This window comes from Arthrobacter sp. FW306-05-C (genome assembly GCF_021801725.1).
Classification (GTDB): domain Bacteria; phylum Actinomycetota; class Actinomycetes; order Actinomycetales; family Micrococcaceae; genus Arthrobacter.
The window spans coordinates 3,341,532-3,356,507 of the sequence record NZ_CP084556.1 but is presented as its reverse complement, the minus strand read 5'-3'; the positions used below and the strand labels follow the sequence as shown (position 1 = coordinate 3,356,507).

Genomic DNA, 14,976 nt, shown 5'->3' with positions numbered 1-14,976 from the left:
ATGGGCTACGTCCCCGCCGTCCTCCTGGTGCTCACTGCTGTAGTGGTTTCAGCCGCGCTCATCCACCGCTGAGCAGCGGATACTGGCAGGACCTCCTGCCGGACCCCCTAGACTTACAGATTGAACCAGTGCCGCAGAACCGTTTGCCGAAACGTCCGGGGGGACAGACATGCCAGATCCGGCTGATCAGACTGCAGGCGCCCCAGCAGAAGATGCAGGGCAGCCGCAGCTGCGCCGACGCCGCGACCTTCGTCGTGCCGACGGCTCAGTTCAGGATGCCTGGACAGGAACCATGCCAGCCGTAACGCCCCCTTCCAACTCCAGCGACGCCGGGAAGCCGGTCACGCGCCGTAGCTCCTGGGCGGAGGCAGCCGCGGCAGCGGACGCCACGAAGCCGTCACGCGCACCTTCGGCTGCTGCTGCGCCGGTGTCTCCTTCCTCTTCTATGACCCCTGCTCCGGCGAGGCCTGCTGCTGCGCCAATGGCCGCAGTTCCCTCTGCCGCTTCCAGCTCAGGTGAGGTGGTTGCTGAAGCTGCCGTCCCGCCGCCCGCCGCTCCTGCTGAAACGCCCTCCTTCCGCCGCAGCCGGCCCACCGTGGCGGACACAATCGCGGAGGCACCGATGCCGGACTTCATCAGCTCGCCGGGGCTGTTCGTTAAGGAACAGAAGCCCAGGCCCGTCGGCGGCTTCCGCGGCGCCCTGTACAACCTTACCGGTGGCGCGTGGAACCTGGGCCCCGGGCCTAAGCAGCGCCAGGAAGACGAACTGGCCCGCCGCATATCCCGTCAGCTTCAGGGCAGCTACAACACTGCCGTGTTGAGCCTCAAGGGCGGCATCGGCAAGACATCCACCACGGTGGGCGTTGGCCTGACCCTCGCCGAATACCGCGGCGACGCACCGTGCGCCATTGATGCCAATCCCGACTCCGGTGACCTGGTGGAACGCGCGCTGGGTGAGGGGATTTACCAGCAGTCCTCGCCGCGGACCATTTCGGACCTGTTGGAGAACATCGACTCCATCGACTCTCTGACCTCGCTGGCCCGGTACATGCACCACGCCGGGCGGTTGCACCTGATCGCGGGGGAGCAGGACCCGGAGGTCTCGGACTCGCTGACAGCCGAGGAGTACCGCCGCATCCGCAAACTCATCTCCAGTTACTACTCAGTGGTGCTGACCGACTGCGGCACTGGGGTGACCCACAATGCGATGAGTGGGATCCTGCAGTCGGCCGACAACCTGGTGATCGCTGCGGGCTACGCGGTGTCCGGTGCCAAGCGGGCGCGGAGCACCCTGCACTGGCTGGCCAGCCACGGGTACGAGGACCTGGCCCGCAATGCCATTGTGGTTATTACAGACAAGGACGAGGTGTCCTCCCGTGTGGACAAGGACGCCATTGAGGAGCACCTGGCCGGGATCTGTCGCGAGCTTATTGCGGTGCCGCACGACCGGGGCGTTGCAGACGGCGACCTGGTGACGCTCGACGTTCTGAAGCCGGAGACGCGGCGGGCTTACAAGGAGATCGCCGCAGCGATTGTGGACGGGTACCGCTAAGCGTTCGACCTCCACGTACGGTGCATAACCGGTCTTATTGGTCCCAGGGGGCGCAGGTAGAATCGGCATCGTGACTATGGGGACCAAGAGCATACTCGTGAGCAACGACAAGCCATTTGTGAATGAGTTCCTTCTTGAACCGCGGCCCGCTGCGTTGAGGTTAGGGCTTCCGACGTTCATGATGGCGGCGGTTGCGGCGCTGTCGGTTTATGATCCGGGGATCGCGGGGACCTGGGGGGTGTGGGCTGCCGTCGCGGCTGTCGTTTTGAGCAGGCCGTGGCGTTTGCGTATCGATGCCCCATTCCTGCTGGGCGCGCTGCTGGTGGCGTTCGCTGCGGCTTCTTCTCTATGGTCAGAGTTCCCCGATGCTTCGCTGGGCGCGGCGAGGAATTATGCCGTTGTGGTGGTCATGTTCATCGCGGCCCGTCACGTAATCCAAACTATCCAGCAGCTCCGGACTGTGGCTGTTGGATACCTTACCGGGTGCGCTGTCCTCGTTTACAGGGTGTGGCACGAGAACGCGAAGCAGGTATCGGGGCTTGAAGGCGGGCGCCTGGACTTGGGCGGCTTGAACGTCAACTATGCCGGGTACGCGTTCGTTGCCGGGTTCGCCATGATCGCGCTGCTATGGGGGACCAAACGCAGGACGGCAGGCACCCGGCTTTGGCTCGCTGCCGCCGGAGCGTCGATTGTGCTGGGCATTGTGCTGTCCGATACCCGCGGGGCGCTGATCGGACTTGGTTTGATGGTGGCGTGGCTGCTCATGTGCTTGGCCGCCAAGACGCCACCAATGCGTTTGCTTGTTGCCACGGTCCTTGCCGGCGCCGCTGCTATCACGACGGGTGCTGTGGATCAGGCGTCACTAGCGTTTGAGAACGTGTTTGGGAGGGCTACGGGTGACTGGTCGGGGCGCCTCATCATTTGGCCGGTCGCCCGCGACTTCTGGGTATCGGGAGGCAACTTCTGGTTCGGGTCAGGGGCGGGAACGTTCCAGCTCAGCAACTACTTTGAGGTCGGTGCCCACAACCTCATCCTGGAACTCGGGACCGGGCTGGGGATGGTCGGCGTACTGATGTACGTTGCAGTGTTATGGGCTTCCCTTGGCAAGCGGGCGGCAGGGTCGGACCACCGGGCCGCAATCCTGATTGGGTGCTTCATTGCCGCTTCGGCGCTCAGTTACCTGACTGGGTTTTGGGATCATTCGCCGGCTGCGTGGATCGGTGTAGCGGTATTCTCCCGGCTTGGGCTTCTCGACAAAGACCCCGCCGCGCATTGGAGCGCGGTGAAGCCAGGCGCCGAGAAGCCCAAGCTGTCGAGGGCGGAACGGAAGTGGCTAGACGGCGTTCAAGGTAGCCCTAGGCTGTCGGGGCGTTGAACGCACCGTACGTCAAGATCAGCCGAAGCGTGCCACCTGTGAAGTTGGCCGTTCGTGCGGTGACGATGATGTCCGTGTTCGTTAGGTACCACAGCGGGCTTGTTGCCGCAGCTTGAGCGCTTGGGCCGAACGTCGTGCCGACCGCCGTGCCGTCTCCGTTGCGGAACCTAGTTAGGTCGCCTGTCACACCTACCTGAATACCGGAGGCGCCGGCGATCGCGGTCTGTACCCTGCCCTGCACCCCCAGCAGCAGGGACCCTCCTGGAATAGCTGCCGCCCAAGTAGTAGACGCCCCTGACAAGGTGAGGGTAACTTCCTTCTGGGTGATGATCCCGCCTGCACCGCCGATGCCGGCGTTACCCTGGGTGCGGATCGGCAGTGCCCCGGCGCGTGGGCAATGTTGCAGCCCGCACCAACGGTGAACAGTGCGCCGCCTGAAAAGCTGGAGGCATCTACGCTCGCAAGAATGCATCCATCGAACTTTGTGGTTACCGTGTTCGACGTGTAAAGGGAAACGGTCAGGCCGGGGGCGTTGAGGTTCCGCAGAAGGATTGGCAGCGCCGGTTCCCTTGCCACGATGACCACCGGCCGGGGAGAGGCAGCGGAGGACTTCAGGATAGTCAGCCCGTCTACGGTGAGTCCGCGCACGGTCGCGTACTTGCCCGAAGCTTCCCCAGCATCGTCCTTGGTGTAGATGTACAGCTCGCCCGTGGTGTTCGACGCCACGGTTTGGGCTGAGTGATCCACTACGCCAGAAATCTTCACGTTGTCGAAGATGACCGTAGATTCCCAGTTGTAGGTATACCGCGACCAGACGGCAGGGACGCCTGTGCTGTTGAGGATGAACCCGCCTACCTTTGTGCTGACCGTGTCAGTGCCGACCGTGTAAACAGTGATGTCGATATTCTCGAAGCGGCACGGGTCAACGCGGGAGAGGTTGATCCCAGCGCACATGCTGTTGTTCTTGAACACGATGGAGCCCTTGTCTATGACGCTGACCTTGACGTCGGTGCAACCCCGTGAGGTGGTGGGGGAGTTCACTGGGTCTGCCTGCGCGGCGGTATCCGTTCCAGACGTGATGCAGTCCGTCAGCAGGTAGGCGATAGGGGCGATGTATTGGTTCCGCCAGCGGGCAACGCCTTTCACGTCAACGCACCCTGCCATGTACCCGACACGGTGAACGCCGTCCACGTCGAGGTCGTGGCGGATGCCGTCAGCACGGTGCGCGGCGATTCCATAACCGATCATGGTGCCGCGGATCTTCACATCGAAGTTCTTGCACCCGCCCTTAGCCGGATCGCTGTAGTCGCCGGTCTGCACGCCATAGCGGCAGTTGGTGGCCCGCATGTCCACCTTGACGCCATCGGTGCCGTTTATCGCCCGGACCAGTATTGCGCCCTGGTAACCGAGCAGCGTGGACGGGTCAGACAGCGCCGGCCCGACGTATTCGATGCCGGACACTTCGACATCCTTGCAGTTGTCGAACAGGAATACACCCTCAAGCGGGCCGTTGTTGCCGTACGCCGTGGTGTCGTTGATAACGGCGTCGATACCCCGGACACGGATGTGCTTTTTCCCTGCAAAGGTCATCATCCACTGCCCGTTACTTGCGGCTGCCCACTGGTAGGTGCCCGGGGGGAGGACGAAATCGACGTAACCGGAGTTCTGCGCGTCCAGGAAGCCCTGCCGGTTCTGCGCCGCCGTGTTGCCGGGTAGAACGTTGAAGTCAGCGAGGGACCGTGGGGCACTGTCCTTGCGGCCATAAGTGGCAGATAGCGACACCTGCGAGGGCTGGTTCAGCCGATTTTCCTAGGTGGTTAGGACTATGCCGTCAAGATCCCTAGAACTGACTGACTCGCAGCAACATCGCCCCCAGGAACGGCGCCTTGGAGGCAACCGTCGTCGGCAGCGTGAGCCACTTTCTGCTTCACTGGATTCGGCGATTGAGGAGAAAAGAAAGCTGGTGGAAGCTCGACGGTGTCCTACGTTCCCAACGACCTGCTGTCCCGGCTGGTAGACCGGCGGCTGTATTCGGTGGAGTTCGTCCTCAATGACTACGTGCAGTTCCGGTTCGACGGCGAGCAAGGCCCTGGCCAGGTCACGCTCAACAGCTACGTGTGGCTGATGGTCCGGCAGGATGGCCGCCGGTGGCGCGAGCAGGAGCTGGGGTACGGCTATTCGTTGCGCCGGCTGGCTCCTGGGACCGTGATCTCAACTACTGAAGAGACAGGCTCCGGCATCCGCGTCGAGCTCGACACCGGCACCATCGTGATCCACCCTGCCAAGGAATAGATCTTCGTGGAGATTGCTGAACTCAGCGGCTTCCCGGACGGGCGGTGGATGGCCTGGCGCCCCGGCGAGGACAGCTTCGAAGATCTGGCGTAGTGCAGCGTCCACCAATACCGAGAAAGGCAGGGCCCGGCACGCCCGGACCCTGCCTTTTCAATTTTTGTGGCTAACCCTCGTGCACCGGAACCTGGACAAACCGCGACAGGTATTCCATCAGGTCGCGGATCCCGAAACTCCACGCCGGGAGGTCCTCGGCGGTGCCCGTCGTGTTGATCAGCGACCCCAGCTGGGCGCTGTGGATGGTGACCCGGTCTCCCTCCTTGTGGGTGAAGCCCAGACCGGGGGTTTCCCGGTCCTGGCTGGGTGCAAAGAGCGTCCCGGTGAAGAGGGCAAAGCCGTCCGGGTACTGGTGGTGCCTGCCGTAGGCGGCTCCCACCAGTTCCTCGAAGGGCCTGCTGATCCGGGACAGGCTGTTCTGCCCGTCAAGCCGGTAGCCGTCGGTTCCCTCGACAGTCAGCGTGATGTCCTCGTTCCGCAGCGACTCCAGGCTGAACCGGTCGTCGAAGAGGCGGATGAAAGGGCCGATGGCGCAGGACGCGTTGTTGTCCTTGGCCATGCCCAGCAGGAGGGCGCTGCGGCCCTCCACGTCGCGCAGGTTCACGTCGTTGCCCACCGTCGCCCCACGCACCCGGCCCCGGGAGTCCACGATCAGGACCAGTTCCGGTTCCGGGTTGTTCCAGCTCGAAAACGACGGGATGCCGATTCGAGCCCCAAACCCGACGCTCGAGAGCACCGGGGCCTTGGTGAAGACTTCCGGGTCGGCGCCCAGTCCCACCTCCAGGTACTGGGACCACATCCCCTTGGCCGTCAGCACCTCCTTGACCTGCCGGGCCTCCTCGGAACCCGGCCGCACACTGGCAAGGTCTGAGCCAAGGACAGCGAGGACGGACTCACGGACGGCCGCGGCCTGGTGGAAGTCACCGCCGCACCGTTCCTCGATGACCCGCTCAATCATGCTGTCCACGAACGTCACGCCGCAGGCTTTGACCACCTGCAGGTCCACCGGGGCCAGGATGTGCGGGCGTTCCGTGTCCTGCGCCAGGGACGCATCGATCAGGGCAGCGAGGTCCCAGCTGGGCGACTCACGGGTGGCGGTAATGAGCCCTACCGGGTCGTCCAGGTCCATAAGCTCGGAAACGGTGCTTACGTGGGCAGTGTGGTCGAAGACGTCCTGTCCGCTGATGGAGACCACGCGCGGCCCACCGGTCTCCGGGTCCCAGACGCGCCCCACCAAAAGGGCCTTGTCCGCATCCGCGGGCAGGATCTGGTCTGCACTAACAGTCGTCATCGTGTTTCAGCTTTCTGTCCGGCGGGCTGGTGGATTCCGTCCACCCGCCGCGTGATGTTCCAGGGGTTGTCATCCCGGAGGGCAGGCGGAAGCTGCTCCGGGGCGAAGGAGTCATAGGCGACCGGTCGCATGAACCGTCCGATGGCAGCGGTGCCCACGGAGGTGGTGGAGGCGGCGGTGGTGGCAGGGTAGGGCCCGCCGTGCTGCTGCGCGTAGGTGACGCTGACCCCGGTGGGCCAGGCGTTCCACACCAGCCGGCCGCTCCGTTCGCGCAGCACCGTCAGCAGGTCATCGAGCTTCTCCTCCGGCTCACCCTGGACAGTGGCCGTCAGCTGGCCCTCCAGCAGGGCGGCCAGTTCGGGGAGGTCGGTTCCGGGACGGTACCGGATGAGCAGGGTGGCGGGGCCGAACATCTCCTGCTCCAGCAGCTCCGGCTGTGCCAGCACTGCCTCCGCGGTGGTGGCCAGCACGGTGGGCCGGGGTGCCTCGGCGTCATCGCCCTTCACCAGTACGTCCACGCCCTCGGCGGACCGCACCTTCTCCAGCGCAGCGTCAAAGCCCTCGCGGAGCTTCGGGCTGAGGAGCGGTGCCACGCTCTTGGCTTCGAGCTCCTGCTGAAGCAGGGCTGCCACCTCGTCGACATCCTCTACCGGCGCGAACAGCAGCCCCGGCTTGGTGCAGAACTGCCCCATTCCGGCGGTGAACGACGCCGCGTAACCCGACAGGATGGCGTCCCGGCGCACGGCCCAGGCCTGCTCCGTGACGAACACGGGGTTGATGCTGCCCAGCTCGCCGTAGAAGGGGATGGGGGTGGGGCGGCGGCAGGCCCGGTCAAAAAGCGCCCGGCCGCCCGCGGTGGAACCCGTGAAGCCAATCGCCTTGGTCAGGGGGTGGTCCACCAGTGCTTCGGCTGCCTGCCGGCCCACCACGGCGGAAAACAGTCCCTGCGGCGCGCCTGCGGAAGCAAGGGCCTCCTCGACGAGGGCCGCCGTGCGCAGCGCCAGCTGCAGGTGCCCTTCGTGGATCTTGTGCACCACGGCGCAGCCGGCCGCGAGGGCGGAGGCAGTGTCCCCGCCCATCACGCTGAATGCAAAGGGGAAGTTGGAGGCACCGAAGACGCCCACGACGCCGAGGGGCACGTTGACCCTGCGCAGGTCCGGGCGGGGGCCCATTCCCCAATCCTGGTCGGCGTGGTCAATGATGGCGCCCAGGTGCTCACCGGCAAGGATTTCGCTCCGGAAGAGGCGCAGCTGGAAGACCGAGCGCTTCAGTTCGAAACGCAGGCGGCCCTCGTCCAGGTGGGTTTCCTGTTCTCCGAGGCCAACGAGTTCATCCGCGTTGGCTTCGAGGGCGGCGGCGATGGCCTCCAGCCAGGACCCGCGGACCTGTGGCTCCACGTCCCGGGCCTGCTCGTAGGCCGCGTGCGCGGCCACTATCTGGTTTTCGGCCTGCTCTGGGGTGGTCTGCATGTTGTTTCCTCCTGGAATCATCTTTAGTTCCAAATCCATTCCTTGTCGAACAATGTGCGATATTTCGAACGGTGCACGTAGACTGGAAGCCGCGCTAGGCCATCGCGCCCCAAACGAAAGGACTTCACGTGCCCCGCTTGACCCCCGCCGTCGTCAGGAGCCTTGACGTCCTGGAGCTTTTCATGGACGCCCGCCACGGGCTTTCCGCGCCCGAAGTGGTGCAACGGACCGGCCTTCCCCGGACCACCGTCCACGAACTGCTCACCACCCTGACGGAGCGCAAATACCTCCGCCGGGACGATGCCACGGCCACCTACCACCTGGGGCTGAGCGTCTTCCGGCTGGGCAACGCGTTCGCCGAACGGCTGGACCTGCACGCCGTCGGGCTGCGCATTTCCCAGTCCGTGGGCAGGGAGTGCGACGAGACCGTGAACGTGGGAATCCTCGACGGCGCGGACGTGGTGTACATCTGCAAGGTGGACAGCACCCAGTCCGTGCGCATGGTCTCGCGCATGGGCGGCCGGCTTCCGGCGAGCTGCACCGCCGTGGGCAAGGCCCTTCTGGCGTACCTGCCGGACGCCGAACGCAAGCGCATCATCACAAAGGGCCTTGCCAAACTGACCCCCAACAGCATCACTGAACCCCACGCGCTCGCCAACGTCCTGGACGAGATCCGTGCCTCCGGGCTGGCCTTCGAGTCCGGGGAGTCCACGCCGGACGTTTCCTGCGTGGCTGCGCCGGTCCGGGACTACACCGGCGCAGTGGTGGCGGCCCTGAGCATCTCCGTGCCGGACATGCGCTGGAACCAGCGCCCGGTGGAGGAGTGGTCGGCGCTGGCGTCCGACGGCGCTGCCCGCTTGAGTGCCGAGCTCGGCTACCGCTGACGGCTGGGGGAGCGGGGCGAACCCCTGGCGGTCAGCCGGCCAGTGCCACATGATCGCCCGAAATGCCGGCCGTGGACTTGACGCCCAGCAGCTGCATGGACCGTACGTACTGGGAGCGCAGGATCTTCACGGCATGGGCGGCGCCGCGCTCGCCGCCGGCCATCAGGCCGTAGAGGTAGGCACGGCCCACCATCGCCGCATCCGCTCCCAGGCCGACGGCGGCCAGGATGTCACTGCCGGACATGATGCCGCTGTCGATCAGCACCGTGGGGTTGGATCCCAGGGCCTCGCGGACCTGGGGCAGGATCTTCAGGATGGTGGGTGAGCGGTCCAGCTGCCGGCCCCCGTGGTTGGACAGGACCACGCCGTCGCAGCCCAGCTCGATAACCCGTTCCGCATCCTTGACCGTCTGGATGCCCTTGACCAGCAACTTGTGCGGCCACACTTTACGCAGCCAGGCGATGTCCTCGAACGTCAGGGCGGGATCAAACACCTGGTCCGCCACCTCCGCGGAATTCCCGCCAAAGCCACGGAGTGAAGCGAACTCGATGGGCGGGGTGGTGAGCTTGTCGAACCACCAGGACGGGTGCAGGGCCATGTCCGCAAAGGTCTTTGGCGACAACGTGGGCGGAATGGTCAGGCCGTCACGCAGCTCCCTGACGCGGGCACCGCCCACCTGGGTGTCCACAGTGACCATCAGGACGTCGTAGCCGCTGGTGAGCACCCGCTCCAGCAGGCCCTCCGTCTTGCTCCGGTCCTTGGCAATGTAGAGCTGGAACCAGTTGTTCCCCTCAGGCACCGCCTTGGCGAGGTCCTCCACGGTGGTGGTGCCGACCGTGGAGAGGGTGTACGGGATGTTGTTCCGGGCTGCTACCCGGGCCACCGCCTTCTCGCCGTCGTTGTGCATCATCCTGGTGTAGCCGGTGGGCGCCAGGACCAGGGGGAAGTCGATGGTGCGGCCAAAAAGCTTCGTGGAAGGATCGGGATCCGAGACATCACGAAGGACTGCCGGCGAGAACTCCACGTCCCGGTAGGCCTGCCGGCACCGGGCGATGGTTATCTCTTCTTCGGCGGCGCCGTCCGTGTAGTTGAAGACAGCCTTCGGAGTGGTCTTCCGGGCCATTGCGCGAAGGTCGGCGATGGTGAATGCCTGGGCAAGCCTTCGCTGCACCGGATCCATCTCGAAGCTCCGGAACTGGAGAAGTTCGCGGATCTCGGACCACTTGGGCAGTTGACGGTCCTCCATAGGGAGCAACCCCTTTCACGTTCGAAATTTAGTACAAAGGTCGGCAAGTTGGCGCTGGTGAGTGTGGCGGTTTGGCGGTTTAGGCCAGCGGCCGCTGGCGCCTGCATCGCCGCTGGTGCAGGCGTTCGCGTCCAAATTCCGGTCCAGCGCTTGACGGTCCGGGGTGGCTTCCCTAGACTCCTTTGTGTTCCCGATCACCCTACCCCAGCGAACGCCTGATCGCCACATCGACCAACGTTCGAAATATCGAACATAAGACTTGCAAAATCCGAGACCCACAAAGCAGTGGGCTTTCGAAAGGACCCCCAATGTCAGCAGTCCCCAACGCCGCTGCCCCCAGCGGCGGACGGATCGTCCTGCGCTCCGCCCAGGACGTCACAGACCTCATCAACAGCGGTGCCCTCCAGAAGGGCAAATCCTTTGCCATCACCCTCATCGCCCTGGGCGGCATCTTCCTGGACGCCTACGACTTCACCTCGGTGGCGTTCGGCCTGCCCTACATCTCCAAGGACTTCCACCTGACTCCCGAGATGCTGGCCGTGGTGTCCGCCTCGATCATGGTTGGCGCCCTGGTGGGATCAGTCTTCGGCGGCTACTTCGTGGACAAGCTCGGCCGGTTCAAGGTGTTCATGGCGGACATGGTCTTCTTCGTCGTTGCCGCCATCGCCTGCGCCGTGGCCCCGGACGTCTGGACCCTCATCATTGCCCGCTTCATCATGGGCCTGGGCATCGGCGTCGACTTCCCTGTCGCCTTCAGCTTCCTGGCCGAATACGCCTCACAGAAGAAGAAGGGCGGCACCGTCTCCCTCTGGCAGCCCATGTGGTACGTCGCCGTCGCATCCACCTTCGCACTGCTGATTCCCGTGTACTTTCTCTTCCAGGGCATGCAGTGGCCGGAAAACCAGATGTGGCGCATCGTTGTCGGCTTCGGCGCCGTCCCGGCCATCCTGATCATGATCTTCCGCCAGAAGTACATGGCGGAGTCCCCCTCCTGGGCGGCGCAGAACCTGGGCCTGCACGAAGCAGCCAAGATCCTTAAGCGGACCTACAACGTGGACGCCGAAGTGGCGGAAGACGCCGTGGACCCCCGTGCCGAGCGCAAGCAGTTCCAGATGACCCTCACCCAAGCCTGGGGCAAGCTCGTGGGCAAGAAGTACCGCGGCCGCACTGGCCTGGCCCTCGTCATCAACGCCAGCCAGTCCATGGAGTACTACGCTGTCGGCTTCTTCGTCGGGCAGATCGTGCTCGCCATGCTGCACACCCAGAACGTGATGACCAACATCATGTCCTCGCTCATCCTCAACGTCTGCTTCGGCGTTACCGGCGGCTTCATCGGTGCCCGCCTCTCCGGCAAGATCGGCCCGCGCAAGCTTTCACTCCTCGGCTTCTGCGGCACCTTCACCTGCATGATCATCGCCGGCAGCCTCAGCAACGTCGAAGGTGCCTGGTCCTTCATCGGCGCCCTGGTCATCGGCCTCCTGATCTTCTGCCACGCAGCAGGCCCCGGGGCCCAGGGAATGACCATGGCCACCATGTCCTACCCCACCTCCCTCCGCGGAGCCGGCACCGGCTTCACCCAGATCGGCATCCGCCTCGGAGCGATCGCCGGGCTCGTGTTCTGGCCCCTGGCCACGGCCGCCTGGGGAACCCGTGCGCTGCTGGTGCTCGCTGTTGTTCCCGCCATCGCCATCGTGGTGATCCTGATCAACAAGTGGGACCCGCACGGCCGCGACATCGACGCCGAAGACTACGAGGACCAGTCCGTGGCCGCGGTCAGTGCAAACCGCTGATTCCGGTGCCCGCAACCCCTACAAACCCTGAAGGACAACCATGAGTGCCATCACTGGCGTAATGCCGGTAGCGCCCACCATTTTCGCCGACAATGAGGAACTGGACCTCGACGGCCAGCGCAGGGTCCTGGATTACCTGGTGGACGGCAAGTCCGACGCCGTCTGCATCCTGGCCAACTACTCGGAGCAGTTCTCGCTGACCGACGAGGAACGCGAGCAGGTGCTCCGGACCACCATGGAGCACCTTGACGGGCGGCTGCCGGTCTGCGTCACCACCAGCCACTTCAGCTCCCGGATCGCCCGGGAACGCAGCCTTCACGCCCAGGAGCTCGGGGCGGAAATGGTGATGCTCATGCCGCCGTTCTTCGGGGCCACCATGAAAGTGGACGACGACGCCGTGGTGGAGTACTTCAAGCGCGTGGCCGACGGCCTGGAGATCGACATTATGATCCAGGACGCACCGATGAGCACCACTCCGCTGTCTGTGGCACTCCTGGCACGGATCGCCAGGGAGGTGCCGAACGTGAACTACGCCAAGATCGAGATGCCCCAGGCCGCGGACAAGCTCCGCGCCCTGGGCGCCGCGGCCGGGCAGTCGCTGCCCGGACTGTTCGACGGCGAGGAAGCCATCACGCTCATCCCGGACCTGGAAGCCGGGGCCGTGGGCACGATGAGCAGCTGCATGGTCCCGGACCAGCTGGGCCGGATCGTGCGGGATTTCCATGCAGGGGAACGGGACAAGGCGATCCACGCCTGGGAGGACCTGCTTCCGTTCATCCATTTCGAGAACCGGCAGTGCGGCCTGCGCGCCACTAAAGTCCTGATGAAGGAGGGCAACATCATTGCCAGCGACAGGACGCGCCATCCGGTAGGGGAGCTGAACCCGTACACCCGTGCGCAGCTGGTGGAGATGGCCAAACGCAAAGACCCGCTGATTCTCCGCTGGGCGTGAGAATCACACGATGCAGGAAGAGGAAAGGGCGGGCATGCCGCGCATACTAATCACCGACTACGAATTTGAGTCGATCAGCCAGGAGCAGGCCGTAGCGGACGCCAACGGCGTTGAGCTGCTGCGGGCCAACTGCAGGACGGAGGACGACGTCCTGGCGGCTGCGGCCGATGTGGACGGGCTCATTGTCCAGTACGCGCCCATCACCGAGCGCGTCCTCAAGGGCCTGCCCCGGCTGAAGGCCGTCAGCCGGTACGGGGTAGGCGTGGACACCGTTGACGTCCCGGCCGCAACGGAATGTGGTGTGGTGGTGTCCAACGTGCCCGACTACGGTGTGGAGGACGTCAGTGACCACGCCATTGCGCTGGCCCTGACGCTGGCACGCGGCATCCCGGACCTGGACAGGGGAGTCCGGGCCGGGGAAACCCGGCTCGACTCGGTCAAGCCAATCCGCCGCTTCTCTTCACAAACCTTCGGCGTGATCGGACTGGGCCTGATCGGGGCGGCCACCGCAGCCAAGGCCAAGGCTCTGGGCTACCGTGCCCTGGGCTACGATCCCCTCCACACCCCGGGGACCACCACCAAGGAAGGCATCGAGGTGGTGACCTTGGAAGAACTGCTGGCCGCGTCCGACGTCGTATCCCTGCACGTGCCGTTGAACAAGCACACCCACCACTTGATCAACGCACGCACGCTGGGGCAGTTCAAGGCGGGGGCCACCATCATCAACACCTGCCGCGGCGGGGTGATTGACACCGCGGCCCTTGTTGACGCGCTGAAGAACGGAAAACTCCAGGCGGCAGGCCTGGACGTCTTTGAGGAAGAGCCCCTTCCCCTTAACAGTGCGTTGCTGGACCTTGAGCGCGTGGTGCTGACACCGCACACCGCCTGGTACACGGAGGAATCCAGCGACGAGCTGAAGCGGCGCACCGCGGAGAACGTGGTGGATGCCGTCCTGGGCCGCCGGCCGCGCAACATCGTCAACCCCGAGGTCCTCAGCTAGCTGTATTGACCTGAGAGGTTGATGACGCGGCTGGCCGGTGTCTTACCTTTGAGTGCAGTGTGGGCTCGATGGTGATTGTAAGCATGGAGCCAGTCGGGGAAAGCAGCAACTCGCTCGGCTTCTGAGCGGTAGGGGCGGATGTAGGCCCATTCCTCAAGCATGGTGCGGTTGAACCGTTCGACTTTGCCGTTGGTTTGTGGTCTGTAGGGGCGGGTGCGTTTGTGTTTGATATTCGGACCCAGCGCTTCGGCGAAAGCATGGGACCGGTAGCAGTTCCCGTTGTCAGTCAGAACACGTTGGACGGTAACTCCGTGTTCTTTGAACCAGGCGTTTGCCCGCACCCAGAAGCCTGCTGCCGTTTCCTTGGTTTCGTCAGTGAGGATCTCGGTGTAAGCCAGTCGTGAGTGGTCATCCACGGCATTGTGGAGGTAGTGGTAGCCGGGCCGGCGGTTGGCCTTGGTGCCGGTCTTGTTCTTCCAGCCAGCGATCCTGCCCACGACTCGATGTCCGCCGCCATCGGGGATCCGGCCCAGCTTCTTGATGTCCACGTGGACCAAATCCCCCGGCCTGTCGTGTTCATAGCGGCGGATCACTCGTCCTGTGCCGCGATCGAGCCAGGTTAGTTTCGCCAGCCGGTAGCGGGACAGTACCCGGTGGACGGTCGAGGGGTGCAGACCCAGCAGATAGCCGATCCTGGCAGGGCCCCACCGGCGGTTCACACGCACGGCGATGATCCTCCGTTCGGTACGCGTAGCAGTCCTGCGGGGCGAGGAATGTGGCCGACTCGAACGGTCCACCATTCCTTCGGGTCCCTCCTGGCGGTAGCGCTTCGCCCAACGTTCAGCAGTCGGGACCGAAACCTGAAACCGCTCCGCGGCACGGCGCAGGCTCCAGCACTGATCAACAACACACTGCGCGAGCTGTAACCGGCCACGAGGAGTGAGGAAAGCATTAGGGTGGGACACGAAGACCTCCGTGTGTGGAAAAGGACTCTAGACAAGCCCCACTCCACCCGGAGGTCTTCTTCATGTCACCAAACCACGCCGGGCGTCACTAACGTCTGTGGTCAAT

Annotated in this window: 12 protein-coding genes; 7 read left to right on the top strand and 5 right to left on the bottom strand. The window is 64.5% G+C overall.

Annotation, left to right across the window (positions count from 1 at the left end; all coding sequences use genetic code 11):
• Positions 1-292: 292 nt before the first annotated feature.
• Both LFT44_RS15580 and LFT44_RS15575 read left to right on the top strand, forming a co-directional pair.
• Complete coding sequence (locus tag LFT44_RS15580) at positions 293-1,552, top strand: MinD/ParA family ATP-binding protein (protein ID WP_442863753.1); 1,260 nt, start codon at positions 293-295, stop codon at positions 1,550-1,552.
• 97 nt (positions 1,553-1,649) lie between these two features.
• Positions 1,650-2,927, top strand: coding sequence for an O-antigen ligase family protein (locus LFT44_RS15575; RefSeq protein WP_236799331.1), 1,278 nt, complete (start codon positions 1,650-1,652; stop codon positions 2,925-2,927).
• Positions 2,928-3,116: 189 nt separating this feature from the next.
• Here LFT44_RS15575 and LFT44_RS15570 read toward each other — a convergent pair whose 3' ends face one another.
• On the bottom strand, positions 3,117-4,709 hold the full coding sequence (locus LFT44_RS15570; RefSeq protein ID WP_236799329.1) for a hypothetical protein: 1,593 nt from the start codon (positions 4,707-4,709) through the stop codon (positions 3,117-3,119).
• 195 nt (positions 4,710-4,904) lie between these two features.
• On the opposite strand from LFT44_RS15570, the gene LFT44_RS15565 reads away from it, so the two are divergent.
• Complete coding sequence (locus LFT44_RS15565) at positions 4,905-5,219, top strand: hypothetical protein (RefSeq protein WP_236799328.1); 315 nt, start codon at positions 4,905-4,907, stop codon at positions 5,217-5,219.
• 163 nt (positions 5,220-5,382) lie between these two features.
• On the opposite strand, the gene LFT44_RS15560 is transcribed toward LFT44_RS15565, so the two are convergent.
• A complete protein-coding gene (locus LFT44_RS15560; RefSeq protein ID WP_236799326.1) occupies positions 5,383-6,564 on the bottom strand; it encodes a fumarylacetoacetate hydrolase family protein in 1,182 nt (393 codons plus the stop codon).
• Entirely contained in the window at positions 6,561-8,033 is a 1,473-nt protein-coding gene (locus LFT44_RS15555) for an aldehyde dehydrogenase (NADP(+)) (protein ID WP_236799324.1), read from the bottom strand. The genes LFT44_RS15560 and LFT44_RS15555 overlap by 4 nt, the downstream gene beginning before the upstream one ends.
• 128 nt (positions 8,034-8,161) lie before the next feature.
• Here LFT44_RS15555 and LFT44_RS15550 point away from each other — a divergent pair, with 128 nt between their 5' ends.
• Positions 8,162-8,917 carry an IclR family transcriptional regulator gene (locus LFT44_RS15550; RefSeq protein ID WP_236799322.1) on the top strand — a complete coding sequence of 252 codons (756 nt, stop codon included), beginning with the start codon at positions 8,162-8,164 and terminating at the stop codon, positions 8,915-8,917.
• Positions 8,918-8,948: 31 nt separating this feature from the next.
• On the opposite strand, the gene LFT44_RS15545 is transcribed toward LFT44_RS15550, so the two are convergent.
• Positions 8,949-10,163 (bottom strand): alpha-hydroxy acid oxidase, encoded by a 1,215-nt coding sequence (locus tag LFT44_RS15545; RefSeq protein WP_236799319.1) that lies wholly within the window; start codon positions 10,161-10,163, stop codon positions 8,949-8,951.
• 308 nt (positions 10,164-10,471) lie between these two features.
• Here LFT44_RS15545 and LFT44_RS15540 point away from each other — a divergent pair, with 308 nt between their 5' ends.
• The 3 genes from LFT44_RS15540 to LFT44_RS15530 are packed head-to-tail and all read left to right on the top strand — an operon-like array spanning position 10,472 to position 13,905.
• Positions 10,472-11,953, top strand: a complete 1,482-nt coding sequence (locus LFT44_RS15540; protein WP_236799317.1) for an MFS transporter — start codon at positions 10,472-10,474, stop codon at positions 11,951-11,953.
• A gap of 40 nt (positions 11,954-11,993) precedes the next feature.
• Positions 11,994-12,905, top strand: coding sequence for a dihydrodipicolinate synthase family protein (locus LFT44_RS15535; RefSeq protein ID WP_236799315.1), 912 nt, complete (start codon positions 11,994-11,996; stop codon positions 12,903-12,905).
• Positions 12,906-12,939: 34 nt separating this feature from the next.
• Entirely contained in the window at positions 12,940-13,905 is a 966-nt protein-coding gene (locus LFT44_RS15530; protein ID WP_236799313.1) for a C-terminal binding protein, read from the top strand.
• Here LFT44_RS15530 and LFT44_RS15525 read toward each other — a convergent pair.
• Entirely contained in the window at positions 13,902-14,870 is a 969-nt protein-coding gene (locus LFT44_RS15525) for an IS481 family transposase (RefSeq protein ID WP_236799187.1), read from the bottom strand. The two genes, LFT44_RS15530 and LFT44_RS15525, sit on opposite strands and share 4 nt — an antisense overlap.
• Positions 14,871-14,976 lie beyond the last annotated feature (106 nt).

Bases quoted from the DNA above. Each gene is read 5' to 3' on its own strand.
- LFT44_RS15530 (WP_236799313.1), top strand. From the start codon at position 12,940: ATGCCGCGCATACTAATCACCGACTACGAATTTGAGTCGATCAGCCAG.
- LFT44_RS15560 (WP_236799326.1), bottom strand. From the start codon at position 6,564: ATGACGACTGTTAGTGCAGACCAGATCCTGCCCGCGGATGCGGACAAG.
- LFT44_RS15545 (WP_236799319.1), bottom strand. From the start codon at position 10,163: ATGGAGGACCGTCAACTGCCCAAGTGGTCCGAGATCCGCGAACTTCTC.
- LFT44_RS15540 (WP_236799317.1), top strand. From the start codon at position 10,472: ATGTCAGCAGTCCCCAACGCCGCTGCCCCCAGCGGCGGACGGATCGTC.
- LFT44_RS15555 (WP_236799324.1), bottom strand. From the start codon at position 8,033: ATGCAGACCACCCCAGAGCAGGCCGAAAACCAGATAGTGGCCGCGCAC.
- LFT44_RS15580 (WP_442863753.1), top strand. From the start codon at position 293: ATGCCAGCCGTAACGCCCCCTTCCAACTCCAGCGACGCCGGGAAGCCG.
- LFT44_RS15535 (WP_236799315.1), top strand. From the start codon at position 11,994: ATGAGTGCCATCACTGGCGTAATGCCGGTAGCGCCCACCATTTTCGCC.